The organism is Aquabacterium sp., assembly GCF_014378415.1.
Taxonomy (GTDB): domain Bacteria; phylum Pseudomonadota; class Gammaproteobacteria; order Burkholderiales; family Burkholderiaceae_C; genus Aquabacterium.
Window position 1 is genome coordinate 1 of record NZ_JACMNS010000136.1, and the last position, 22,502, is coordinate 22,502.

Consider the following 22,502-nt stretch of genomic DNA (forward strand, 5'->3'; position numbering starts at 1 on the left):
ACCGCGCGCGGTCAAGGTGATGTCGATCAGGCGATTGGCCTTGCGAGCATCGTCGAAAAACAGCTCGTAGAAATCACCCATGCGGTAGAACAGCAGCGTGTCAGGGTGCTCCGCTTTGAGGCGGAAATACTGCTGCATCATGGGCGTGTGGCCGATGAAATCCTTGTGATCACTCATGAACTTCACCCTGGCAGCGCCTTTCAGCGACGACCAGAACCACCTTCTTCGCGCAGGCGGTCAAATGTTCTGGGAGTGGCCTTGATGCGAGTGCGGGTCGGGGCCTCGCCCGTGGGGGTGGCAGCGGCTTGCTTCAGCGCATCAAGCGCGGGGCTGCTGTCCGCTTCTTCACCGCCCTCACCCGCCAGCGCGCCCGCTTCCTTGGCCAACTGCTCAGGAACGGTGCTGTAAGGCGCCAGAATCTTGACCAACTGGCCATAGATGCGCGGGCTACCGGCCAGCACTTCGCGGCGGTACAAAAAGTCGGACTCGCCGGTGAAGTTGCCGATCAAGCCACCGGCCTCGGTGACGATCAGGGCGCCAGCAGCGGCATCCCAAGGGCTCAGGCCAGTTTCAAAGAAACCGTCGTACCAGCCTGCGGCCACGTAGCACAGGTCGAGCGAAGCAGCGCCTGGGCGACGCACGCCAGCGCAAGCGGCCATCACCTCTTCAAACATCTTCAGGTAGCGCTGGAAGTTGTCGCCCTTGCGGAAGGGAAAGCCAGTGCCGATCAGGCAATCGAGCAGGCGGGTGCGCTTGGACACGCGCAGGCGGCGGTCGTTCAGAAAGGCGCCCCGGCCCTTGGAGGCGTAGAACATGTCATTGCGGCTGGGGTCGTAGACCACGGCTTGCTGGATCTGGCCGCGAAAGCTCAGCGCGATCGACACGGCGTACATGGGCAGGCCATGAATGAAGTTGGTGGTGCCGTCGAGCGGATCGATGATCCAGACGTAGTCGCTGTCCTTGGCGCCGAACTCGCTGCCCGATTCTTCGGCCAGGATGCCGTGGCCGGGGTACGCTTCAAGGAGCGTGGCGATGATCACGTTCTCTGCGGCCTGGTCCACCTCGGTGACGAAGTCGTTGTGCGCCTTGGAGGTGACCGTCAGGCGCTCCACATCGAGCGATGCCCGGTTGATGATCGCCCCGGCTGCACGTGCAGCTTTGATGGCGATGTTGAGCATGGGATGCAGGGCTTGGGACATGGACAGACCTTGATGACCAGTCGCCTGTGCGAGCAGGAAACGACCAGTAAAAGACGATAGCCACCTGTCCGGCAAAACCGGATAGGCCAACGGCAAGAGACGCGCAGCGATGATCAAAGAACGAGGGACAATCCTCCATTGTAACGATCCCTCCCGATATTTGCACCCCCTCTTCAAGCGAAACTCCCATTGAATGAAGGACTTGGTGCACGTTCTTGAAGCCATGAATTCAATCCCCGACCGCTCTGACCCTACCCGATTCATCCTGATCGGTACCAGCCACCCCGGCAATGTGGGGGCCACGGCGCGGGCCATGAAGGTGATGGGCTTCTCTGACCTGGTGCTGGTGCGCCCGCGTTTTGCCGATGTGCTGATTCAGGAAGAAACCGTGGCCCTGGCCAGTGGCGCGGCCGACATCCTGGTGCGGGCCCGCGTGGTCGACACCCTGGAGCAAGCGCTGGAAGGCGTCACCTATGCCATCGGTACCGCCATGACGCCACGCGATTTCGGCCCACCCACCTTGACGCCACGCGAAGGCTTTGCGGCACTGGCAGCTCAAACTTCAGCCCACCGCCTGGGCCTGGTCTTTGGCAGTGAACGGCATGGCCTGTCCAACGAAGACGCTTACCGCTGCCATGCGGTGATGAGCATCCCTACCAATCCGAGCTATGGCTCGCTGAACCTGGCGCAAGCGGTGCAACTGCTGTCCTACGAGTGGCGGCAAGCGCTGGGTGGCTTTGGCGTCAGCGCGCGCACGCCCGATCCTGAATTGGCCGACGGCGCCGCCGTGCAAGGGCTGCTTTCGCATTGGGAAAAAGCCCTGGTCCACCTGGGATTCCTGGACCCGGCCGCGCCCAAGAAGCTGATGCCACGGCTCAACCAGTTGTTCAACCGCGCACAGGTTCGGCAAGAAGAGATCCACATCCTGCGTGGTGTGGCCAAAGCCATGCTGGACAGCACGCCGCCCTCGCACAGCCCCGTCGCCTCATCCCAGCCCAGGTCTTTGCCTGAAGGCTAAACTCACAAGCTTCATCGGATCAGTAATAACAAACACACCCCATGCTCTTTTCCCGCCTGCGAGAAGACATCGCCTGCATCCTTGAACGCGATCCCGCCGCTCGCACGGCCTGGGAGGTTCTGACCTGCTACCCGGGGTTGCACGCCTTGGTCATGCACCGCTGGGCCCACTGGTGCTGGACGCATGGCCTGAAATGGCCGGGGCGCTTCTTGTCCAACTACAACCGCTTCCTCACCGGCATCGAGATCCACCCGGGCGCCACCATTGGCCGGCGCGTGTTCATCGACCACGGCATGGGCGTGGTAGTGGGCCAGACGGCCGAGATCGGTGATGACTGCACCATCTACCAGGGCGTGACCCTGGGCGGCACCTCGCTCAGCAAAGGCGCCAAACGCCACCCCACGCTGGGCAAGGGCGTGATCATCGGCGCCAACGCCCAGGTGCTGGGCGGATTCACAGTGGGCGATGGCGCCCGCGTGGGTTCCAACGCCGTGGTGACCAAACCGGTGCCCCCTGGTGCCACGGCGGTGGGCAATCCGGCCCGCATCATCGTGGCCAAAGTGGCGGTGCTGGACGCCAAGCAGGCCGAACGCGAAGCCCTGGCCGAACGCTTGGGTTTTTCGGCCTACGGCGTGACCGAAGGCGACGACCCCTTGTCCCAGGCCATGCGCGGCCTGATCGACCACGCCTCCGGACACGAGCGCCAGATCACGCTGATCTGGCGCGCCATCGAAAAACTGGCCTGTGAGGCCAACACCGAGGCCGCCCGCGACTGCCTGCCCTGCGACGCGCAGACCACCGAGCAGTTCAACGCGGAAGAGCTCAATCGCTTGATGAAGTGACGCGCCCTCCTGCAGGGACGGCTGATAAGATCCCGCCATAAAGCAATGCTCGGGAGGAGCAAGTTGGTGCTCAAAGCTTGATGTCGCTCGACACGCTCTACACCGCCGAAACGCCAGAAGGCATCGCGCTGTCCCTGCGACCTGCGGGTGTGATGGCCCGTTCGCTGGCCTACCTGGTCGATGCCGGCATCCGCCTGGTGATCTTTTTCTTCGCGGCCCTGATTGCCCGACCCATGGGTGGCGTGGGATCGGCCTTCCTGATGATCTTGTACTTCGCGCTGGAGTGGTTTTACCCGGTCGTCTTCGAGCTGACGAAATCAGGGGCCACACCCGGCAAACGCATGATGGACCTGCACGTGGTGATGGACTCGGGCCTGCCCATCACCCCGGCCGCGTCAATCACCCGCAACCTGCTGCGCGCGGCCGATTTTCTGCCCATGGGTTATGCCGCCGGCATGCTGTCCATGCTCACCCGGCGCGACTTCAAACGGCTGGGCGACCTGGCGGCCGGCACCTTGGTGGTCTACCACCAGACGGTGCAACTGCATGGCGTGCCGCCACCGGCCCCGGCCGTGCCGCCCACCCGACAACTCTCGCTCAAGGAGCAGGCCGCCATCGTTTCATGGACTGGCCGCTCGGCGCGCTTGACACCTGCCCGGCTTGACGAACTGGCGGTGATCGCCGCCTCGGTGACCCGCCCCGACCCGGGGGTGAACGTGCGCGGCGAACACGATGCCACCCGGCGACTGCAAGGCGTGGCGCAGTGGCTGCTGGGCCACCGCCAGGGAGGCGGCTCGCCATGACGCCCTTGCAGTTTGATAAAAACAACGCGGCCACCTGGGCCGAACTGGAAACCTTGCTCGACCGCCTGGAAGGCATCAAGAACGTCAAGACGCCGAAACGCGGCGAGGCGCCCCTGCCCCCCATGGACGGCGCCCGCATGACCTCGCTTTACCGGCGCAGCTGCGAACACCTGGCCCTGGCCCAGGCCCGCGCCTATCCCATCCATGTGACCCAGCGCCTTGAAACGCTAACGCAGCGCGGGCATCGCCTCATCTACCGTCAGCATGATTTTGGCGTGGCGCGCCTCAAGCAACTGGTGCTGGTCGGTTTTCCGCAAAGCGTGCGGGGCCACCGCTGGTACCTGCTGGCCGCCACCTTGTTGTTCGTGGTGCCGATGCTGGCCGTGGGCTGGGCCACCTACCGCGATCCTGGCTTTGTGCTGCACCTGATGGATGCCAACGAGGTCCAGAACTTCGACAGCATGTATGGCGACAGCAGCCGGTCCATCGGTCACCAGCGGCACGCCTCCACCGACTGGCAGATGTTCGGCTACTACATCCAGCACAACATCGGCATCGGTTTTCAGTGCTTTGCCAGTGGGCTTTTCTGGGGCCTGGGCAGCTTGTTCTACCTGGTCTTCAATGGGCAATCCATCGGCGCAGTGGCGGGCTACCTCACAGCTCGCGGCTACTCCGAAACCTTCTATTCCTTCGTGGTCACCCACTCGGCGTTCGAGCTCACGGCCATCGTGCTGTCGGGCGCGGCGGGCCTGCGGCTGGGCCATGCCCTGCTCTCGCCCGGTCGCCGCACTCGCCTTGAATCGCTCAAGCACGCCGCCAAGGATGCCATCACCGTGGTCTATGGCGTGATGGGCATGCTGCTGATCGCCGCTGCCGTCGAGGCCTTCTGGTCGTCGGCGCGCTGGGTGGCGCCTGGCGTCAAATATGGCGTGGGCGCGGCGTGCTGGGCTCTGGTGATCGCTTACCTGGGCTGGCAAGGGCGCCCCGCCAGGAGTCCACATGCGGATTGACGCGCTGACGGTCGAGCTGCGCCCCCGCAGCATGTCCGAGGCCTCGGACCTGGGCGTGCTCATGGTCCAGACGCATGCGCACTCCGTGTGGCGAACCTGCGCGCCGGTCTTTGGCCTGACCATGCTGCTTGTTTTGTCCACCGTGGAGATCGCCCCCTGGCTGCCCGGCCTGCTGATCTTCTGGCTCAAACCCTGGCTGGACCGCAGCGTGCTGTTCGTGCTGTCGCGCGCTTTGTTCGGGCAATCCACCTCCTTTGCCGACCTGTGGCGTGCGCGTTCCAGCGTCTGGTGGCAACAGTGGCCCCACACCCTGACCTTCCGGCGGCTATCGCCATGGCGAGCATTCACGCAGCCCATCTACCAGTTGGAGGGCCAGTCGGGCAAGGCCTTGCGCCAGCGAAGCTCGCAGCTGCTGTCCGGCCACCGCTGGGAGGCCAGCCTGATGCACACCATCTTTGCCACCATTGAGATGGTCCTGAACATCGGGCTGGTCGGCGTGCTGATCTGGCTGGCCCCGAACGGCGGAGGCTTGGGGTTTTTCCAATGGCTGTTCAGTTCCGATCACATGATGACCTCGTTGCTGGGCACCCTGGCCTACGCCACCGTGGTGTTCGTGCTGGAGCCGTTTTACGTGGCGGCCGGCTTCGCCATGTACCTCAACCGACGCGTCGAGCTTGAAGCCTGGGACGTCGAGCAGGAGTTCCGGCGTGCGTTCAGTGCTTGAGATGATGAGAGCTTGTCGCACCACTCTTCTGGTCCTGGCACTGTGCGCCGGCCAGGCTTCGGCTTTGGCGCAACCAGCACCAACGCCCTCCCGCGAAGAAGTCCAATCCGCCCGCGACCAGGTGCAAAAAGACCCCAACCTGGGCGGCACCCGCCAGGCGCAAACCCTGCGCTTCAAGGACCTGGCTGACTGGAAGCCTACGCCATCCAAGAGCGAGCCGCCTCCGATGTGGTTGGTCGGCATGGCGCGCTGGATCGCAGATGCGGGCCGCCTGGTGATCTGGGCCCTCGGCGCCTTGGCCGTGGCCTTGTTCCTGGTTGGGCTGCGCCACTGGATTCGGGTGCGTGCCGATGTGGCCAGCGCCAAAACACTGCAGTTGCCCAGCCACGTTCGCGAGTTGGACATCCGGCCCGAGAGCCTGCCCGACCACATTGGTGCCGCCGCCCGTGGTTGGTGGCTGCGTGGCGAGCAACATGCGGCGCTCTCACTGCTGTACCGAGGCGCCTTGTCCAAATTGGTTCACGACCATGCCGTGCCGATCCGCGCGGCCAGCACCGAAGGCGAATGCGTTCAATTGGCCGCGCGGCTATTGACTCAAGACCGCAGCGACTTCTTTGCGCGGCTGGTGAGCGCCTGGCAACTCTCGGTCTATGGCGCCCGCATGCCCGAGTCCGCCAGCGTGCTGGCACTGTGCACCGACTTCGACACCCACCTTGGGTCAAATCCCCCCATCTCGGAGGCTGCAAGGTGAAGTTAGAGCACCTGCTGAAAGCCTTGCTGGTGGCCTTGCTGCTGGCCGCAGGTGCGTGGATCGCCACGCGCACCGAGTGGGTCACCGAAGAAGTGCCCACGCCGCCCAAAGGCGAGGCATTGACCAATGAACTGTACGCCACCCAGCAGTTGGTACGCCAGCTGGGCGCCAAAGTGGTCAAACCCAAAGAGCTGTCCACCATGCCTTCGCGCCGGGCCACGCTGCTGCTCAGTTCGTGGCACTGGGACTTGTTTCCTGAGCGCGAACGCTTGCTGCGCGCCTGGGTGCAAGGCGGCGGACACCTTGTCATCCACGCCGACATGCTCTACAACAATCGCCTGCAAGCCTGGCTGCCCGTCCAACGCGTTGATGACGACGATGAAGATGCCGAGGCGCAAAAAAACGAAGCGCCGCCAGCACCTGACAGCCAGGCCAGCGCACCAGCCTCCACGCCATCAGTAGCTCAAAGGCGCAAGGCTCCCGAATGCGACCAAGTCATCGAACCGGAAGGCATGACACCGGCTTACGGCAACCGGCGCGACTACAAGCTCTGTGGTGGCCAAGGCTACCCACGCATCAAGGCGCCTAAAGCAAGCCAGTGGGCCATCGAAGGCTCGTTTGGCCACGAGATGGTGCGCGTGCCCCTTGGGCAAGGCAGCGTCACCGTCATCACCAGCCAACGCCTGTTCCTCAACGGGCAGGTCCTCCAGGGCGACAACGCCTTGCTGGCCATGGCCGCCTTGCAGGTGCGCCGTGGCACCGAGGTCTGGTTTGTGTCCGAAGAAGCCCGCCCACCTCTGCTCGAATGGCTGTGGTCCCAAGGCTGGGTGGCGGTGATGCTGGGCTTGCTGGCCCTTTCAGCAGCCTTGTGGCGCGGTGCCGTCCGCTTTGGCCCGCTGTCGGCCCGGTCAGTACCCGGCCGCCGCTCCATCGCCGAACAGGTCAAGGGCACCGCCCAATTCCTCAGGCACCACGGCGCCGATGCCCTGCACGCGGCCCAGGTTCGAGCCCTGGACGAGACCGCTCAAAACCACCTTCGCGACTACGCCCACCTGGAGCGTGGCGCACGCGCCAAAGCCATTGCCAAAGCCACCGGCCTGGACGCCGACGCGCTGGCACGGGCCCTTGACCGCAAGCTCAAACGATCCGACCGCGAACTCCCGCCCACGCTCCAATTGCTCGAGACGGCCCGCCGGCGCCTCAAGCCACCTACTCCATCCAGCCGATGAGAACCCGACATGCCAATCAAACCTGAAGACCTCACGCGCGCCGCTGAATTGCTCAACGGCCTGCGCACGGAATTGTCCAAGGCCGTGGTGGGCCAGCGCGAAGCCGTGGACCAGACCCTGGTGGCCCTGGTCGCCTCCGGCCACGTGCTGATCGAAGGCGTGCCGGGCCTGGGCAAAACCTTGCTGGCCCGCGCCCTGGCCAAGGCCATGACCTTGAAATACGCGCGGGTGCAGTTCACCCCCGACCTGATGCCCTCCGACATCACCGGCCATTCGGTGTTCGATGCGGCAGCGCGCGGCGAATCCGCCAACGGCATCGGCGCCTTGCGCGTTCACCGAGGCCCGGTGTTCACCAACCTGCTGCTGGCCGACGAGATCAACCGCGCCCCCGCCAAAACGCAAAGCGCCTTGCTGGAAGTCATGCAGGAATACCAGGTCACCCTGGAAGGCCAGACGCTCAAGCTGCCGCGCCCGTTCATGGTCCTGGCCACGCAAAACCCGATCGACACCGAAGGCACCTACCCACTGCCCGAAGCCCAGCTCGACCGCTTCCTGTTCAAGATTGACATCGGCTACCCAACGCATGAAGAAGAGACCGCCATCATCCGGCGCGCCACCGAGCGCCAGATCGGCGATCAACTGTCGCTGGATGGCATCGAGCCACGCCTGGACGAACGCCTGATGCTGGCCTTGCAAGAGATGGCGTCCCTCGTGCGCACCGACGAACGCGTGGCCGACTACGCCGTGCGCATCATGCGGGCCACGCGCCAGTGGCCGGGCTTGTCCTCCGGCGCAGGCCCTCGTGGCGCGATTGCGCTGGTGCGCGCTGCTCGGGCGTCGGCCCTGCTGCAAGCACGCGACTTTGTCACGCCCGATGACATCAAGGGCCATGTGCTGCCGGCCTTGCGCCACCGCGTCATGCTGGCCCCAGATGCCCAGCTGGAAGGCCGCCACGTCGATGAGCTGCTGAGGGATGCGCTCGACAGCGTCGAGGCCCCGCGCCTTTGACCTGGCCCTGCTGATGAGCTGGACCTTGATCCCCAGTCGCTACGCGGTCCTCGCGCTGACGGCCTTCGCCGTGGCCAGCGCCTGCGCATTGCTCGTTGGCCTGCCACTCGCCCCGGTGGGCCTGGCCGCTGGCGTGGTGCTGTCCGTGTGCGTGGCCTGGGCAGGCCTGGACCTGTGGCGCAGCGAGCGAGCCTGGCGCCAATCCCCACTGCGCATCGACCGCACCTTGCCTCATGCTTTGGCGCTGGGCGTTCAGCGCGTTCTCAGCCTCACCTTGATCAATGAAGGCCACAGGGCATGGCAAGTGGCCGTGTTCGACGAAGTCGATCCCAAGCTCGAATTTCAAGGCCTGCCGCAATTCGTGAGCGTGCCCGCGGGCAGCCGGGTGGACATCCACTACACCGTCACGCCCCGGCAACGCGGCATCGTGCATTTCGGCGCCACTCAGGTGCGGATGCAAACACTGGGCGGCAGCTTCGAAACCCTGCGCGCGCTCGGCCAGGCGCAAAGCCTGCACGTCTACCCCAACTTCGCCGCCGTGGCGGGTTATGCCTGGCTGGCCGGTGACCGGCGCCTGGCGCAAATCGGCATCAAGACTTATGCCCAGCGCGGCATGGGCACCGACTTCAAGCAACTCACCGACTACAAGGTGGGCGACCCCATCCGCCACATCGACTGGAAAGCCACCATGCGCCATGGCCGGCCCATCGTGCGCGAGTTCCAGGACGAGCGCGACCAATGCGTCATCTTTTTGCTGGACTGCGGGCGCCGCATGCGCGCCGACGAAGGCACGCTCAGCGCCGATGGCAGCCACTTCGACCAGGCCCTCAACGCGCTGATGCTGATGAGCTACGTGGCCCTGAAGGATGGCGACGAAGTGGGGGCCATGACCTTTGGCACGGCACCCGGCCAGCAACGCCATTTCGCGCCCCGCAAGGGCTCGTCCACGCTCAACGCCCTGATGGCCCGCCTGCACGACATCGAACCCGATGCCACCCACTCCGACTACCTGCTGGCCGCCCAAGACCTGCTGCGCGTGCAGCACAAGCGCGCCTTGGTCGTGCTGTTGACCAACTTCCGGGACGAGGATTCGGCCGAGCTGCAACCCGCCTTGAAACTGCTGCGCGCACGCCACCTGGTGCTGGTGGCCAGCTTGCGTGAACGGGTGCTGCGTGAAGTCGCCGAACAAGCCATCGACCAACCCGATCAGGCCATTGAGGTGGCCGGCGCCCATTGGTTTGAGCAAGCCCGGCGCGATGCGTTTCGCCGGGTCGTTGGCAACGACGCGCTGTCCGTCGATGTGGAGCCCGGCCAGTTGGCCGTGGCCTTGGTCAACCGTTACCACGCTGTCAAGCGCTCAGGTCTGCTGTGATGGCTGAAGCATTAGGCTGATATTTTTCAACCCCAAGGAGGACGATGATGAGTGTTGCCAATCCCTACCAACCACCCCGCGCCAATGTGGCCGATGTTCGAAGCTCGTCAGCGAGTTATCAACCGGTGAAATTCTGGTCCCGACAAGGCCGGGTCAGCCGCCTGCAGTACCTGGGCTACCTGATGGGCGGGTACCTGTTGATGATTGCCGCCGCCGGGATCCTGGGTGGCATTGCTGGCGCGCTGGGCTTTGCCCAGGCAGCCCCCATCGTGGGCTTCATCGCGCTGGTCCCCTATGCCGTCTTTTCAATCATCATGCTGATTCAGCGCACCCATGACTTGGGGTGGTCGGCCTGGGCAGCCTTATGGGCACTCATCCCGCTTGCCGCGCTGGTGTGGATGTTCAAGGCTGGCACGCCTGGCGAAAACAGGTTTGGCGCACCGCCCCCGCCCAACTCAGGCAAAGTCAAGGTGTTGGCAGGAGTGTGGTTGCTGCTACCCGTGATTGGCATACTGGCCGCCATTTCGCTGCCGGCCTACATGGATTACACCAAACGAGCCAAGGCTGCAGGGATGCAACAACCTCAATCCTTGCAACAGCAAACAACAAGCCCTTGAGTCAACGAGCCCACAAAACTCAGGTCGTCAGCACCGTCCGCTGTGCTGACTTCGGCCTGAAAGCCGCGCACACATTGGCATCGGTCTCAATGTAGGGCCCGCCAATCAGGTCGATGCAATAAGGCACCGCCGCGAAAATGCCGGGGACCACGGCGCGGCCCTCGGCATCGCGCAGCCCTTCCAGCGTTTCGGCGATGGATTTGGGCTGCCCCGGCAGGTTCAAGATCAAAGCCTGCTTGCGGATCACCGCCGTTTGACGCGACAAGATCGCGGTCGGCACAAAACGCAGGCTGATCTGGCGCATTTGCTCGCCAAAGCCGGGCATTTCCCTGTCGGCCACGTCCAGCGTGGCTTCTGGCGTCACGTCGCGCAGCGCCGGGCCGGTGCCGCCCGTGGTCAGCACCAGGTGGCAACCTTGCACATCCACCAGATCGCGCAAGGCGGCGGCAATGCCCTCGCGCTCATCGGGGATCAGGCGGGGCACCCAGGTGATTGGGTTGCGCACCGCGCGCCCCAACCAGTCCTGCAAAGCGGGCAAGCCCTTGTCCTCGTAGACGCCCGAACTGGCCCGGTCAGAGATCGACACCACGCCGATGCGAACCTCATCCAGGCCGTTGGAAGTCAGCTCGCTCACAGCTCAATCCTCGCCATCGCCCACATCCAGCAGGCCATCACCATCGTCGTCGGTGCGCCCCTGGCCTTCCAGGGCCTGCTTGATGAATTGGAACAACTCGCGAAAGCCACGCCCGCTGCGGTTCTCTGGGGCCGCGGCAAAGTCTTTGCGGGCATTGCGGATCAGCGCGCGCATTTTCTGCACGTCCGATTCCGGGTACTCGGCGACCCAGCGCGTCAGCGCGTTGTCATCGGCCACCAGTTCGGCACGCCAGCGCTCGGAATCGTGCAGGGCCAACGCATTGCGCGCATGCCCCAGTTGGAAAGAAGCCACGGCCTCCTTGATGGGCTCCGAGTCGCAACCGCGCATCAACTTGCCGATGTACTGCATCTGCCGGCGCTTGCCCTCGAAGGACTTGGTGCGCTTGTATTCTTCGATCGCGTCGTTCAAGGATTCGGGCAGGCCGATGTCCGCCAGGCGCTCTTTGGGCATGGCCACCAGGGCATCGCCCAGGGATTGCAGCTCATGACTGTCCTTTTTGCGCTGCGATTTGCTCGGCCGACGGTAGCCGTTTTCGTCGACTTCGTCGTCGTCTGAGGGGGGAAACTGATCAATATTCATGTGGTCGCTATGATACGAGGTCAACCCCCTCACCGACGCGAACCGCATACATGGCCGCCAACAAATCCTCCAAGTCCTCTTCCAACGCCAAGCAGCCCGACCTGTCCGGCTTCGCCTACTCGCGCGATCAGTTCCAACAATTGATCGAAGACGCCTTGAGCCTGGCCCAGAAGCTGGGGGCCTCCGACGCCGCCGCCGAGGTCTCCGAAGGCATGGGCCTGTCGGTGTCGGTGCGCAAGGGCAAGCTTGAAAACGTCGAGCGCAACCGCGACAAATCCATCGGCATCTCGGTTTACCTGGGCCAACGCCGGGGCAACGCCAGCACCTCCGATTTCTCACCCGCCGCGCTGGAGCAAACCGTGCGCGCCGCCTACGACATCGCCCGCTTCACCGCCGAAGACCCGGCCGCCGGCCTGCCCGACGCCGAAGACCTGGCCACGGGCCGCGCCGCCAAGCGCGACCTGGACCTCTTCCACCCCTGGTCCATCGACGCCGCTCAGGCCGCCGAATTGGCCCGCCGCTGCGAAGACGCCGCCTTGACAGTCGATCCACGCATCACCAACTCCGAAGGCGGTGGCGTGTCGGCCCAGCAATCGCACTTCCTGGCCGGCAACACCCGTGGCTTCCGCGGCGGCTATGCCAGCTCACGGCACTCGCTGTCGGTCTCGCCCATTGCCGGTCGCGGCAATAACATGCAGCGCGACTTCTGGTATTCGTCAGAACGCGACGCCCGCGATTTGGCCCGCCCCGAAGTCATCGGCCGCTATGCCGCTGAACGCGCCCTGGCCCGCCTCAAATCCCGCAAAATCGCCACCTGTGAAGTGCCAGTGTTGTTCGAATCGCCTCTGGCTGCGGGCCTGCTGGGCGCCTACGTGCAAGCCACCAGTGGCGGCGCGCTGTACCGCAAATCCACCTTTTTGCTGGACAGCCTGGGCACGCAAGTGCTGCCCAAGCACATCAACATCCTGGAAGACCCCCACATCCTCAAGGGCAAAGGCAGCGCCCCCTTCGATGACGAAGGCGTGCTCACGCGCAAGCACCATGTGCTCAAGAATGGTGTGGTGCAAAGCTATTTCTTGTCGAGCTACTCGGCGCGCAAGCTGGGCATGAAGACCACCGGCCACGCGGGCGGTTCGCAAAACCTGGTCCTGCAAAGCCGCCTGACCGACCCCAAGGACAACCTCAAGGCCATGATCAAAAAGCTGCACCGTGGCTTGTTCGTGACCGAGCTGATGGGCCAGGGCGTGAACTACGTGACGGGCGATTACTCGCGCGGTGCGGCGGGCTATTGGGTTGAGAACGGCAAAATCGCCTTTCCGGTCGAAGAAATCACCATCGCCGGCCACCTGGGCGAAATGTTCAAGCAAATCGTGGCGGTCGGTGCCGACGAATACACCTACGGCAGCAAAACCGTGGGCTCCATCCTCATCGAAAAGATGAAGATCGCGGGTCATTGAGTCCTGGCCAGGTGACGCAGGCGGACAACACGGGAAAGCCCCCGCCCGCCGCTTGACGCCAGCGCATGAAGCGCTCCTAGAATGTCCGAATTCAAGCCCCGCTTGAGTTTCGGACCATTCCAAGGAGCCCCCGCCATGCAACGTCGTTCCTTCATCAACCGCGCTGGCCTGGCCGGTGTTCTGGCGGCCAGTGTCGCCCCCGCTGTCGTCCGCGCTGAAGCCAATGTGCGTTGGCGCCTGGCCTCCAGCTTCCCCAAGTCGCTGGACACCATTTATGGCGCCGCCGAGGTCTTCACCAAGAAGATCAGTGAGATGTCGGGCGGCAAGTTCGTCATCTCGGTGCACGCGGCTGGAGAGTTGATGCCCGCCTTTGGCGTGGTTGATGGCGTGCAGAACGCCACGGTCGAGATGGCCCACACCGCGCCCTACTACTTCGTTGGCAAGGACGAGACCTTCGCCATTGGCAGCGCCATCCCCTTCGGCCTGAACTCGCGCCAGATGAGCGCCTGGATGTACGAAGGCAACGGCCTCAAGCTCATGCGCGAGTTCTACGCGCAGTACAACATCATCAGCTTCCCCGGCGGCAACACAGGCGCGCAAATGGGCGGCTGGTACCGCAAGCCCATCAAGTCCCTGGAAGACATGAAGGGCCTGAAGATGCGCATTGGCGGTTTTGCCGGCAAGGTCATCGAGCGACTGGGCTCAATCCCCCAAAACTTGCCCGGCGGCGAAATCTATCAGGCGCTTGAAAAAGGCACCATCGACGCGGCCGAATGGGTCGGCCCCTACGACGACCAGAAGCTGGGTTTCTACAAGGTGGCGCCCTTCTACCATTACCCTGGCTGGTGGGAAGGTGGTCCGCAGCTGGACTTCTTCATCAACACCAAGGCGTTTGGGGCGCTGAGCCCCGAGTACAAGGCCATGATCGAAGCCGCCGCCTCGCATGCCCACGTCGAGATGCAGGCCAGGTACGATGCCGCCAACCCGCTGGCGCTCAAGCAATTGGTCGCAGCCAAGGCGCAACTGGTGCAAATGCCCAAGTCGGTCATGGACGGCGCCTTCAAGGCCTCGATGGAAATCTACAGCGAGCTGAACGCCAAGAACAAGAACTGGGCCAAGGTTTACGCCGACTACGCCAAGTTCCGCGCCGACCAGAACCTGTGGTTCCGCTTCACCGAGGCCACCTTCGACCGCTACATGCAGGCCGCCAAGCTGTGAGCTGAGCCCAATTCGTCAGGGGGCCTCTGAGGCCGCATCATCCGCTGGCGCGGAGAAATCGAGCGGCATCTCGATCTGGACATTGTCCACATCGACCGCCGTTTCCTTGTCCAGCCAGTAAGTGACCGATTGGGGCCAGAAAATCACCACCGCCACCAGCATCAACTGCATCGCCACCCAGGGCATGGCGCCCAGGTAAATGTCGCGCGACAAGATCGGCTTGCTGATGGCGCCGCTCTTGTGGATCTGGTCGGCGATGCCGCGCAGATAAAACAGCGCAAAGCCAAACGGTGGGTGCATGAAGCTGGTCTGCATGTTCACGCACATCAGCACCCCAAACCACACCAGGTCGATGCCCAGCTTCTGGGCCACGGGCGCCAGCAAGGGAATGATAATGAAAGCAATCTCGAAAAAATCGAGAAAAAACGCCAGGAAGAACACGAACACGTTGACCGCGATCAGGAAGCCCAACTGTCCGCCAGGCAGGTGCGACAGCATGCGCTCAACCCAAAGGTTGCCGTCCAGGCCCTGAAACACCAGCGAGAACACGCTGGAGCCCACCAGGATGAAGATCACCATGGCCGTGACGCGCATGGTGCTGTCCATGGCCTGCCAAAGCAGGGTCACCGTCAAGCGTTTGTGGATGGCGGCCAGCACGATGGCCCCCAGGGCGCCCAAGGCACCGGCCTCGGTGGGTGTGGCCAGCCCCATGAAGATCGTGCCCAGGACCATGAAGATCAGCACGACGGAGGGCACCATGCCCCACAGCACCTTCTTCCAAAGGCCCCAGCCCCGCTGCAGCCGGGCCTCTTCGGGCAAAGGTGGCACCAGCTGTGGATAGAAGAAGGCAATCATGGCCGTGTAAGCCAGGAACATGCCGGTCTGCATCATGGAGGGGCCAATGGCGCCCTTGTACATGTCGCCCACGGAGCGGCCCAATTGGTCGGCCAGCACCACCAGCACCAGCGAAGGCGGGATCAACTGCGTGATCGTGCCCGAGGCCGCGATCACGCCGGTGGCATAGCGCATGCTGTAGCCATAGCGCACCATGATCGGCAGCGAGATCACGCCCATGGCGATCACGCTGGCGGCCACCGTGCCCGTGATGGCGCCCAAAATGGCGCCCACGATGATCACGGCAAAGCCCAAACCCCCAGGCCGGCGACCGAACAGCTGGCCAGTGCCTTCCAGCAGATCCTCGGCCAGCCCGCAGCGCTCCAGCACCGCGCCCATGAAGGTGAAAAACGGGATCGACAACAGCAACTCATTGGACACGATGCCAAACAGCCGCAGCGGCAGGTTGCCCATGAACTCGATGGGCAGGATGCCCAGGGCCACAGCACCATAGCCAAACGCCAAACCCAGCCCAGCCAGCGAAAACGCCACCGGGAAACCGAAGAGCATGACCAGCACCAGCGCGCCAAACATCAGTGGCGCCATGTGTTCCAGAGTGATCACTGCAGCGGTCTTTCGTAGTGGGTGTCCATGTTGTCCGTGCCGCGCAAGTAGCCCACGCGCTTGATGATCTCGGACACCGCCTGCAGGGCCAGTAGCACAAAACCCAAGGGAATCATGGCCTTGATCGGCCAGCGCAACAGCCCGCCCGCGCTCGGCGAGACTTCTTGCTGCGCATAAGAATCGTGGACCATGTGGATGCTCAACCAGCCAGTGATCAGGCACACCGGCAGCAGCACCAGGAGCAGGCCCAGCAGGTCGATCCAGGCACGCGTGCGTGGCGCGCGCGAGCCATAGATGACATCGACGCGCACGTGCTCATTCAGCTTGAGCAGCGCAGGTGCCCCCAGGAACACCGCCGCGCCAAACAGGTACCACTGCGCCTCCAGCCAGGCATTGGAGCCCAGGTTGAAGGTGTAGCGGATCAGCGCATTGCCCGCGCTGAGGGCGCAGGCCAGCATCAACATCCACGCGGCCAGTTGACCCAGGCGCACCGACAGCGCATCAACCCCTCGAACAAACAGTTGACTCACCTGCCCCATGGCCTGGCTCGCCCTCAGCCCAGCGCCACAGCCTGGCTGAACAGGCGCGAAGAGCGTGCCCCGCTGCGGCAGAACATCAAGGTGGGACGCGGCAAGGTCTTGAGCAGCTCAGCCGCTTGCGCGATTTCTTCGGGCGATTGGTAGCCACCTTGCACTGGCAGGTAGGCGTAAGCCAAGCCGGCGGCCTTGGCGGCGGCTTCGATGGCGCTGGTGGTGGGCTGGTCAGGGCCGCCTTCAAAGTCGGGGCGGGTGTTGACCACGCTCTTGAAACCAGCGGCCGCCACAGCGGCCATGGCTTCGGGCGTCAACTGAGGTGCCACGCAAACGTCGTCGCTCACGGGCTGGATGGGCAAGTTGTCAGACATCAATGTTCCCCTTGGTTGGAATGTTCAGCCGGCCAGAGCCGCTTTGACGGCGGCGGAGACCAGGCCCATGTCGGCCTTGCCGGCCAGGCGCTGCTTGACGGCGCCCATCACCTTCCCCATGTCGCCAGGGCCGCAGGTCCCCAGTTCGGTGACGATGGCCTGGACCTCGGCGGTTACTTCGTCGGCCGACAGGCGCTGGGGCAGGTAGGCCTCCAGCACGACGATTTCGAAGGCTTCCTTGTCGGCCAGGTCAACCCGGCCCGCGGCCGAGAATTGCTGGTGCGAATCCTTGCGCTGCTTGAGGAGCTTGTCGACGATGGCCACCGTGGCAGCGTCGTCCAGGGTGATGCGCTCGTCGACTTCCCTTTGCTTGATCGCCGCCAGCAACATGCGGATGGCACCCAGGCGTTCCGCCTCTTTGGCACGCATGGCGTTCTTCATGTCTTCGGTGATCCGGTCTTTCAAGCTCATGGCTGGCTCCTCGTCTTATTCATTCAGAAATAACAAAGCCCGCATGGGCGTCCCCGCGCGGGCTTGTTCAGTCAACGACCCTGGGAAGCGTTAGCCACCGCGAGTAGTCGGACAGAGAGGCTGTGCTTAGTACAGCTTCTTGGGCAGCTGCATGCTGCGCACGCGCTTGTAGTGGCGCTTGACGGCGGCTGCCTTCTTGCGCTTGCGTTCAGCGGTGGGCTTTTCGTAGAACTCGCGGGCGCGCAGTTCGGTCAGCAAGCCGAGCTTTTCAATGGTGCGCTTGAAGCGGCGCAGGGCCACGTCGAACGGCTCGTTTTCCTTGACACGGATGGTCGTCATTGATCAATCACTTTCAGTATGAATGCATTCACAGGGCCAACGTGCGTTCTTCAAAGGCAAACCACCCGGGCCAGGGCCCGTTCCCAGTTTCCGCGGAGGAAACGGGCATGCCCCACGGGGATTGCCATTGTCAAACCGCTTGCGCTTGTGTAATTTACAAGCGTGTATTTTGACCCACCAACAAAGCCAGAGATTCTACTGCGAATTTCTGGCTTATTCCAGAGAAATCCCTTGTTGAGCGGCCAATTGGGCCCGCGCAGAGGGAGAAAGAGGCTGCGGATCGGTCGATTTTGGACGCAATTTGCCCAACAACTCGGCCAAAGGCTCCTGAACAAATGCGCGCTCGGTCATCCGTGGATGGGGCAATGTCAGCATTTTTGAATCACGCTTGGCGCCTTCCATCCAGAGCAAATCGAGGTCCAGGGTGCGTGGCGCCAGGGGCCTGGGGCGCTCTCGGCCCAACTTCAACTCAGTGACGAGCAAGGCGCTCAGCAACTCGTGCGGTGCCAGCGACGTGCTCAGCGCGGCCACGGCATTGAGGTAATCCGGGCCGTCCGTGCCCACGGCCTTCGTCACGTAAAACGAAGACACGCTTTCCAGACTGGTCCAGGGCAAGGACTGAAGCTCAGCCAAGGCCGCTTGCAGGTTCTCGCGGGCTGGGCCCAGATTGGCACCCAGGCCCACGAAGGCCCGAAAGCAGGGCAGGCCTTCAGTCACCCGAATCGCCGCCATCACTGGACGAAGAGCCATGGGTGTCAACCCCAGTGCCCTCGCCTTCGCCAGGCTTGCGACGACGCCTGCGGCGCTTCTTCGCGGCTGCGCCGGGGCCTGCTTCTGATGATGCGTCGCCCTCGTCAAAAGCCTCACCACCGCTGCTGACACCGACGCTTGAGCGGTTACCGGCCCGGGGGCCTTGGGCTGCACGCTTGGCCGACTCCTGCTGGCGCGCCACGTCCATCAGCTCGCGGCGTTCGTCGTTGTCGGCCAAGGAGAAGTCTTCCCACCAGGTGGCCAGCTGTTGATCGGCTTCGCCCGACTGGGCCCGCAAGCGCAGAAAGTCGAACCCTGCACGGAAGCGCGGTTGCTCGACCAAGGTGAGTGGCCCATTGCCCACGCGCTTGTCAAAGCGCGGCTGCATGGTCCAGATCTCGCGCATGTCGGATGCCAGCTTGCCTCGGCCCGAGATGTCGCCAATGCGCGCGTCGAACACGGCGTCGGTGGCGGCCTGCAGGGCCGGGAAAGCGGGCTCGCCCTTGGCCAGGTTGCGCTTCCAGTGGTCGAGCACGTCGTGCCACAGCAGGCAGGCCAGCAGGAAACTGGGCGCCACGGGCTTGCCTTCGGAGACTCGGCGATCGGTGTCGTTCAGGGCCAGCTTGACGAACTGCTCACGGCCGGGGTGACGGCGGGCCTCGTCGAACACGGCGTCCAGGATGGGGAACACGCCTCCGTCCAGGCCCAGCTTGCGCAATTGGTCCAGAGACGCTTGGGCATGGCCGGTTTGCAGCAGCTTGATCATCTCGTCAAACAGGCGCGACTGCGGCACATTGGCCAGCAGTTCGGACATTGCCAGCAAGGGCTCGCGCGTTTTGGCTTCGATCTCAAAGTTCAGCTTGGCGGCAAATCGCACCACGCGGATGATGCGCACCGGGTCTTCGCGGTAACGCACATCGGGCACGCCGATCATGCGCAGCACCTTCTTTTTGATGTCCTTGATGCCGCCGTGGTAGTCCACTACCACGCCCGTGCTGGGGTCGTAGTACATGGCGTTGACAGTGAAGTCGCGCCGCGCCGAATCCTGGTCTTGTGGGCCCCAGACGTTGTCGCGCAGCACGCGCCCGCTGCCATCGACCACGTGGGATTTGCCGGCCAGCTCGGACCGAGATGTTTTCTCATTGCCGGCCACCTGCTCGGCCGCGTCGGCATCGAGGTAGGCGCGGAAGGTGGACACCTCGATCACGTCGTTGTCACGGCCCCGGCCAAACACCACGTGGACGATGCGAAAGCGGCGTCCGATGATGAAAGCGCGCCGAAACAGGCTTTTGACTTGTTCGGGCGTGGCATTGGTGGCCACGTCGAAATCCTTGGGGCGCAGGCCGACCAGCAGGTCGCGCACGGCACCACCGACGATGTAGGCCTCAAACCCGGCTTCCTGCAAGGTCGTGCAGACCTTGACGGCGCGGTCGTCCACCAGGCTGGGGTCGATGCCATGCTCTGACGCTGGCACATCCACCCGTTTGCCCGTGGGAACGCTAGGCTTGCGCCCGCCTGCCGCCGCCGCGCGAGGAGGTTTGCTGGGGTCTTTGCCCAGGATCTTGTCTATCAATCTCTTGATCATGAAAACAGTCGAAGAATGCGCCAGCCGCGCTCACGGGCCACGGCCTCAAGGGCCGGACTGGGATTGGTGGCAACAGGATCGCTGGCCAGATACAGCAAAGGCAGGTCGTTGGGCGAGTCGCTGTAGAAGCTGACCCGCTCAAAATCAGCGAGGGTCTGGCCGCGTTCCGCCAGCCATTGTTCCACACGTGTGATTTTGCCCTCCCGGAAGGACGGAACACCGTGGATTTCACCGGTCACGCGGCCTTCAGGATCCCTCGTGAGGCCAACGGCCAACAGATCAGGCACGCCAAATGCATCGGCGATGGGGCGGGTCACGAATTCGTTGGTGGCGGTCACGATGGCCAACAGGTCACCCTGGGCCTCGTGATCGCGCACCAGCTGCAAGGCCTGCGGCTGGATGGCCGGCAGGACGACCTCGGCCATGAAGCGCTGCTGCAAGGCGGCCTGTTCTTCGAGACTCAACTCGCGCCACACGCTGGTGCTGAAGCGGATGTACTCGGGCAATTGCAAGGTGCCCGCAGCGTACTGCTGGTAGAAACCGTCGTTGCGGCGGCGGTATTCAAGCGGATCAGCCAGGCCAATGCGGATCAGGAACTCGCCGAACTCGTGGTCCGAATCGAGCGGCAACAAGGTGTGGTCAAGGTCAAACAGGCAAAGGTTCATGCAGTCTCCAGCACCAGCATCTGCTTGAGCAGGGGCACGGTCACGGTTCGGTGTTCGGCCAGGGCAAACCGATCGAGTCGGTCGAGCAGCCCCATCAAAAAGCCCAGGTCGCGGCTATAGCGCACCAGCAGGTAGGACACGACGCCCTCATCCAGGCCAATGCCGCGCCGGCTTGCTTCGTCGTGCAGGGCTTTGCGCACGCCGACTTCGCTCAAGGTCGACAAGGCGAAGATCAAGCCCCAGCCCAGGCGGGTGCGCAGATCGTCGCGCACTGGCAGGTCTACCGGCGGCACAGCCCCAGCCGCCATGATGGACAAGGGACCAGATACCTGGGACACGCTGGCCGACTCGATGAAGAGGTTGAAGGCCAGGTGCTGAAGGTGGGCGTCCAGCCGCTCGCAATCGTCGATCAGGGCCAGGGTGGGCGCCTCGGGCAGCTCGGCATCCCACATCTGGCAGCCCTGGGCGCTGACCCACATCACGTGGTGGCCAGCCTCCAGGGCACGCGGCACCATGGCGCGCAGCAGGTGGGTCTTGCCGCTTCCTGGTGGACCCCAAAAATAGGCGGCGGGCACGTTGGCCTGGCTCACCGAAGGCCAGGCCTGCAGCCAGTCGAAGGCCTGCAGCGCGCTTTCTTCGGCGATGAAATCGTCCAGACCCGGCATGGAAACCGGACCCAGTTCGAGCGGAATCTGCCGCATGGGCAGGCCAGACACAGTCAACACATCACCCCTGCTCTGGACCGGACGAAGAACCCAGGAATGCAGGGCTGCGGCGATAGCTGACCAGGGCACGGCGGGCCACCACCAGCAGCAAGGCGCTCAAGGGCAGGGCGACCAAAACGCCCACAAACCCCAGCGCCTGCCCAAACAGGAGCAGCGCAAAGATGACCGCCAAGGGGTGCAGGCCAATGCGCCCCCCTACCAGACGCGGCGTGAGGAAGAAGCTTTCCAGGACCTGGCCGCCGCCATACACCACGGCCACAGCGATGAACGAGTACACCATGCCGGACGTGGTCGGGCTGAATTGCAAAACACCGGACAGCAGTGCCAGCACCAGCCCCACGCCAAAGCCGAGGTAGGGAATGCACATGGCCAGCCCTGTGAACACGCCGATGGGCAAGGCCAGCTTGAAGCCGGCCAAGGCCAAGGCCACGCTGTAGAACACCGCCATGATCAGCATGACCAGCACTTGGCCCCTCAGAAACTGACCCAGGACGTCGTCGCAATCGGCCAGCACCTGTTTCACTGAAGGGCGCCAGCGCGGCGGCAACAAGCGCCACACCCGGTCGACAATGTCATCCCAATCCATCAGCCAGTAGAACGCCAGCATGGGCACCATGAGCAAAAAACCCAGCAGTGTCATCAAGCCGCCGCCGCCAATCAGCACGGAACTCACGATCGTGCCGGCCCACTGCGACGCGTGCGAGTTGATCCACTCGACCAGCATCGCCTTGCCTTCTTCGAGGCTGGGCAGTTCAAGCCCCAGTTGAGACAACCAGGGCTGCACGCTGATCCAAAGGTTCGAGAACAGATCAGGAACCTGGGCCTTCAGCATGGGCACCACCTGCGACACGATGGGCACCAGCAACACCAGCAAAGTGAGCACCATCAGCAGGGCCAGCAGCACGCACAAGGCCACGGCCAACCCACGGGGCACCCTGCGCCTGACCATGCCGTCGACCGCCGGCTTGAGGGCGTAGGCCAGCACCAGGCTGAGCATGAAAGGCGCCAGCGCGGCAGCAAACTTCCAAACGAACAGCACCAGGACCGCGATCAGCAGGCCCCAGGCGAGTTTGGGCTTGTAAGAGTCATTCAACGATGTCATGTGACCAGGATTCTATAGACC

At 63.7% G+C, this 22,502-nt stretch carries 26 protein-coding genes; 12 read left to right on the plus strand and 14 right to left on the minus strand.

The features are described 5' to 3' along the window. Together H7225_RS12415 and H7225_RS12420 are read right to left on the minus strand one after the other, a co-directional pair. On the minus strand, positions 1-177 hold a 177-nt coding region (locus H7225_RS12415), incomplete at its 3' end, for a hypothetical protein (RefSeq protein WP_290662306.1). 23 nt (positions 178-200) lie between these two features. After that, complete coding sequence (locus H7225_RS12420) at positions 201-1,199, minus strand: inositol monophosphatase family protein (RefSeq protein ID WP_290662245.1); 999 nt, start codon at positions 1,197-1,199, stop codon at positions 201-203. A 223-nt stretch (positions 1,200-1,422) separates the two neighbouring features. Between H7225_RS12420 and H7225_RS12425 the strand changes: the two genes are divergently transcribed. From H7225_RS12425 to H7225_RS12470, 10 genes are all read left to right on the plus strand, one after another. Next, positions 1,423-2,217, plus strand: coding sequence for an RNA methyltransferase (locus H7225_RS12425; protein ID WP_290662247.1), 795 nt, complete (start codon positions 1,423-1,425; stop codon positions 2,215-2,217). Between the two features lie 41 nt (positions 2,218-2,258). Next, positions 2,259-3,059: a serine O-acetyltransferase gene (gene cysE / locus H7225_RS12430; protein ID WP_290662249.1), complete on the plus strand. Its 801-nt coding sequence runs from the start codon at positions 2,259-2,261 to the stop codon at positions 3,057-3,059. Positions 3,060-3,139: 80 nt separating this feature from the next. Continuing rightward, positions 3,140-3,862: an RDD family protein gene (locus tag H7225_RS12435; protein ID WP_290662251.1), complete on the plus strand. Its 723-nt coding sequence runs from the start codon at positions 3,140-3,142 to the stop codon at positions 3,860-3,862. Next, positions 3,859-4,872: a stage II sporulation protein M gene (locus tag H7225_RS12440; protein WP_290662253.1), complete on the plus strand. Its 1,014-nt coding sequence runs from the start codon at positions 3,859-3,861 to the stop codon at positions 4,870-4,872. Before H7225_RS12435 ends, H7225_RS12440 begins: the two co-directional genes overlap by 4 nt. Next, positions 4,862-5,596: a hypothetical protein gene (locus H7225_RS12445; RefSeq protein ID WP_290662255.1), complete on the plus strand. Its 735-nt coding sequence runs from the start codon at positions 4,862-4,864 to the stop codon at positions 5,594-5,596. The genes H7225_RS12440 and H7225_RS12445 overlap by 11 nt, the downstream gene beginning before the upstream one ends. Then, on the plus strand, positions 5,580-6,347 hold the full coding sequence (locus tag H7225_RS12450; RefSeq protein ID WP_290662257.1) for a DUF4129 domain-containing protein: 768 nt from the start codon (positions 5,580-5,582) through the stop codon (positions 6,345-6,347). The genes H7225_RS12445 and H7225_RS12450 overlap by 17 nt, the downstream gene beginning before the upstream one ends. Beyond that, on the plus strand, positions 6,344-7,576 hold the full coding sequence (locus H7225_RS12455) for a DUF4350 domain-containing protein (RefSeq protein WP_290662259.1): 1,233 nt from the start codon (positions 6,344-6,346) through the stop codon (positions 7,574-7,576). Before H7225_RS12450 ends, H7225_RS12455 begins: the two co-directional genes overlap by 4 nt. 9 nt (positions 7,577-7,585) lie before the next feature. Beyond that, on the plus strand, positions 7,586-8,584 hold the full coding sequence (locus H7225_RS12460; protein WP_290662261.1) for a MoxR family ATPase: 999 nt from the start codon (positions 7,586-7,588) through the stop codon (positions 8,582-8,584). A 13-nt stretch (positions 8,585-8,597) separates the two neighbouring features. Next, on the plus strand, positions 8,598-9,956 hold the full coding sequence (locus tag H7225_RS12465) for a DUF58 domain-containing protein (protein ID WP_290662263.1): 1,359 nt from the start codon (positions 8,598-8,600) through the stop codon (positions 9,954-9,956). A 47-nt stretch (positions 9,957-10,003) separates the two neighbouring features. Then, entirely contained in the window at positions 10,004-10,573 is a 570-nt protein-coding gene (locus tag H7225_RS12470; RefSeq protein WP_290662265.1) for a DUF805 domain-containing protein, read from the plus strand. A gap of 19 nt (positions 10,574-10,592) precedes the next feature. On the opposite strand, the gene mog is transcribed toward H7225_RS12470, so the two are convergent. Together mog and yjgA are read right to left on the minus strand one after the other, a co-directional pair. Further along, entirely contained in the window at positions 10,593-11,198 is a 606-nt protein-coding gene (mog, locus tag H7225_RS12475; protein ID WP_290662308.1) for a molybdopterin adenylyltransferase, read from the minus strand. 12 nt (positions 11,199-11,210) lie between these two features. Continuing rightward, complete coding sequence (gene yjgA, locus H7225_RS12480; RefSeq protein WP_290662266.1) at positions 11,211-11,807, minus strand: ribosome biogenesis factor YjgA; 597 nt, start codon at positions 11,805-11,807, stop codon at positions 11,211-11,213. Between the two features lie 50 nt (positions 11,808-11,857). Between yjgA and pmbA the strand changes: the two genes are divergently transcribed. Then, positions 11,858-13,264 carry a metalloprotease PmbA gene (pmbA, locus tag H7225_RS12485; protein ID WP_290662268.1) on the plus strand — a complete coding sequence of 469 codons (1,407 nt, stop codon included), beginning with the start codon at positions 11,858-11,860 and terminating at the stop codon, positions 13,262-13,264. 135 nt (positions 13,265-13,399) lie between these two features. After that, on the plus strand, positions 13,400-14,482 hold the full coding sequence (gene dctP, locus H7225_RS12490; protein WP_290662270.1) for a TRAP transporter substrate-binding protein DctP: 1,083 nt from the start codon (positions 13,400-13,402) through the stop codon (positions 14,480-14,482). A 15-nt stretch (positions 14,483-14,497) separates the two neighbouring features. On the opposite strand, the gene H7225_RS12495 is transcribed toward dctP, so the two are convergent. From H7225_RS12495 to H7225_RS12540, 10 genes are all read right to left on the minus strand, one after another. Further along, positions 14,498-15,937 carry a TRAP transporter large permease subunit gene (locus H7225_RS12495; protein WP_290662310.1) on the minus strand — a complete coding sequence of 480 codons (1,440 nt, stop codon included), beginning with the start codon at positions 15,935-15,937 and terminating at the stop codon, positions 14,498-14,500. Beyond that, positions 15,937-16,479, minus strand: coding sequence for a TRAP transporter small permease subunit (locus H7225_RS12500; RefSeq protein ID WP_290662272.1), 543 nt, complete (start codon positions 16,477-16,479; stop codon positions 15,937-15,939). The genes H7225_RS12495 and H7225_RS12500 overlap by 1 nt, the downstream gene beginning before the upstream one ends. Positions 16,480-16,493: 14 nt before the next feature. Beyond that, the gene (locus H7225_RS12505) at positions 16,494-16,844 is read right to left on the minus strand and encodes a TIGR01244 family sulfur transferase (RefSeq protein ID WP_290662274.1); all 351 of its coding nucleotides are present in this window, start codon (positions 16,842-16,844) and stop codon (positions 16,494-16,496) included. Positions 16,845-16,868: 24 nt separating this feature from the next. Continuing rightward, the gene (locus H7225_RS12510) at positions 16,869-17,315 is read right to left on the minus strand and encodes a GatB/YqeY domain-containing protein (protein WP_290662276.1); all 447 of its coding nucleotides are present in this window, start codon (positions 17,313-17,315) and stop codon (positions 16,869-16,871) included. 126 nt (positions 17,316-17,441) lie between these two features. Next, entirely contained in the window at positions 17,442-17,654 is a 213-nt protein-coding gene (gene rpsU, locus H7225_RS12515; RefSeq protein WP_012346814.1) for a 30S ribosomal protein S21, read from the minus strand. Between the two features lie 213 nt (positions 17,655-17,867). Further along, complete coding sequence (gene folK, locus H7225_RS12520; RefSeq protein WP_290662278.1) at positions 17,868-18,404, minus strand: 2-amino-4-hydroxy-6-hydroxymethyldihydropteridine diphosphokinase; 537 nt, start codon at positions 18,402-18,404, stop codon at positions 17,868-17,870. After that, positions 18,364-19,989, minus strand: a complete 1,626-nt coding sequence (gene pcnB, locus H7225_RS12525; RefSeq protein WP_290662281.1) for a polynucleotide adenylyltransferase PcnB — start codon at positions 19,987-19,989, stop codon at positions 18,364-18,366. Before pcnB ends, folK begins: the two co-directional genes overlap by 41 nt. Next, entirely contained in the window at positions 19,986-20,654 is a 669-nt protein-coding gene (locus H7225_RS12530; protein ID WP_290662283.1) for an HAD family hydrolase, read from the minus strand. Before H7225_RS12530 ends, pcnB begins: the two co-directional genes overlap by 4 nt. Then, complete coding sequence (locus H7225_RS12535; RefSeq protein ID WP_290662285.1) at positions 20,651-21,355, minus strand: DnaA regulatory inactivator Hda; 705 nt, start codon at positions 21,353-21,355, stop codon at positions 20,651-20,653. Before H7225_RS12535 ends, H7225_RS12530 begins: the two co-directional genes overlap by 4 nt. A gap of 25 nt (positions 21,356-21,380) precedes the next feature. Continuing rightward, complete coding sequence (locus tag H7225_RS12540; protein ID WP_290662286.1) at positions 21,381-22,481, minus strand: AI-2E family transporter; 1,101 nt, start codon at positions 22,479-22,481, stop codon at positions 21,381-21,383. Between the last annotated feature and the right edge of the window lie 21 nt (positions 22,482-22,502).

What these genes read in the sequence shown, in the direction of transcription:
- H7225_RS12420 (WP_290662245.1), bottom strand. Translation starts at nt 1,199, where the DNA reads ATGTCCCAAGCCCTGCATCCCATGCTCAACATCGCCATCAAAGCTGCA.
- H7225_RS12425 (WP_290662247.1), top strand. Translation starts at nt 1,423, where the DNA reads ATGAATTCAATCCCCGACCGCTCTGACCCTACCCGATTCATCCTGATC.
- cysE (WP_290662249.1), top strand. Translation starts at nt 2,259, where the DNA reads ATGCTCTTTTCCCGCCTGCGAGAAGACATCGCCTGCATCCTTGAACGC.
- H7225_RS12435 (WP_290662251.1), top strand. Translation starts at nt 3,140, where the DNA reads ATGTCGCTCGACACGCTCTACACCGCCGAAACGCCAGAAGGCATCGCG.
- H7225_RS12440 (WP_290662253.1), top strand. Translation starts at nt 3,859, where the DNA reads ATGACGCCCTTGCAGTTTGATAAAAACAACGCGGCCACCTGGGCCGAA.
- H7225_RS12445 (WP_290662255.1), top strand. Translation starts at nt 4,862, where the DNA reads ATGCGGATTGACGCGCTGACGGTCGAGCTGCGCCCCCGCAGCATGTCC.
- H7225_RS12460 (WP_290662261.1), top strand. Translation starts at nt 7,586, where the DNA reads ATGCCAATCAAACCTGAAGACCTCACGCGCGCCGCTGAATTGCTCAAC.
- H7225_RS12465 (WP_290662263.1), top strand. Translation starts at nt 8,598, where the DNA reads ATGAGCTGGACCTTGATCCCCAGTCGCTACGCGGTCCTCGCGCTGACG.
- H7225_RS12470 (WP_290662265.1), top strand. Translation starts at nt 10,004, where the DNA reads ATGAGTGTTGCCAATCCCTACCAACCACCCCGCGCCAATGTGGCCGAT.
- yjgA (WP_290662266.1), bottom strand. Translation starts at nt 11,807, where the DNA reads ATGAATATTGATCAGTTTCCCCCCTCAGACGACGACGAAGTCGACGAA.
- pmbA (WP_290662268.1), top strand. Translation starts at nt 11,858, where the DNA reads ATGGCCGCCAACAAATCCTCCAAGTCCTCTTCCAACGCCAAGCAGCCC.
- dctP (WP_290662270.1), top strand. Translation starts at nt 13,400, where the DNA reads ATGCAACGTCGTTCCTTCATCAACCGCGCTGGCCTGGCCGGTGTTCTG.
- H7225_RS12500 (WP_290662272.1), bottom strand. Translation starts at nt 16,479, where the DNA reads ATGGGGCAGGTGAGTCAACTGTTTGTTCGAGGGGTTGATGCGCTGTCG.
- H7225_RS12505 (WP_290662274.1), bottom strand. Translation starts at nt 16,844, where the DNA reads ATGTCTGACAACTTGCCCATCCAGCCCGTGAGCGACGACGTTTGCGTG.
- H7225_RS12510 (WP_290662276.1), bottom strand. Translation starts at nt 17,315, where the DNA reads ATGAGCTTGAAAGACCGGATCACCGAAGACATGAAGAACGCCATGCGT.
- rpsU (WP_012346814.1), bottom strand. Translation starts at nt 17,654, where the DNA reads ATGACGACCATCCGTGTCAAGGAAAACGAGCCGTTCGACGTGGCCCTG.
- folK (WP_290662278.1), bottom strand. Translation starts at nt 18,404, where the DNA reads ATGGCTCTTCGTCCAGTGATGGCGGCGATTCGGGTGACTGAAGGCCTG.
- pcnB (WP_290662281.1), bottom strand. Translation starts at nt 19,989, where the DNA reads ATGATCAAGAGATTGATAGACAAGATCCTGGGCAAAGACCCCAGCAAA.
- H7225_RS12530 (WP_290662283.1), bottom strand. Translation starts at nt 20,654, where the DNA reads ATGAACCTTTGCCTGTTTGACCTTGACCACACCTTGTTGCCGCTCGAT.
- H7225_RS12535 (WP_290662285.1), bottom strand. Translation starts at nt 21,355, where the DNA reads ATGCGGCAGATTCCGCTCGAACTGGGTCCGGTTTCCATGCCGGGTCTG.
- H7225_RS12540 (WP_290662286.1), bottom strand. Translation starts at nt 22,481, where the DNA reads ATGACATCGTTGAATGACTCTTACAAGCCCAAACTCGCCTGGGGCCTG.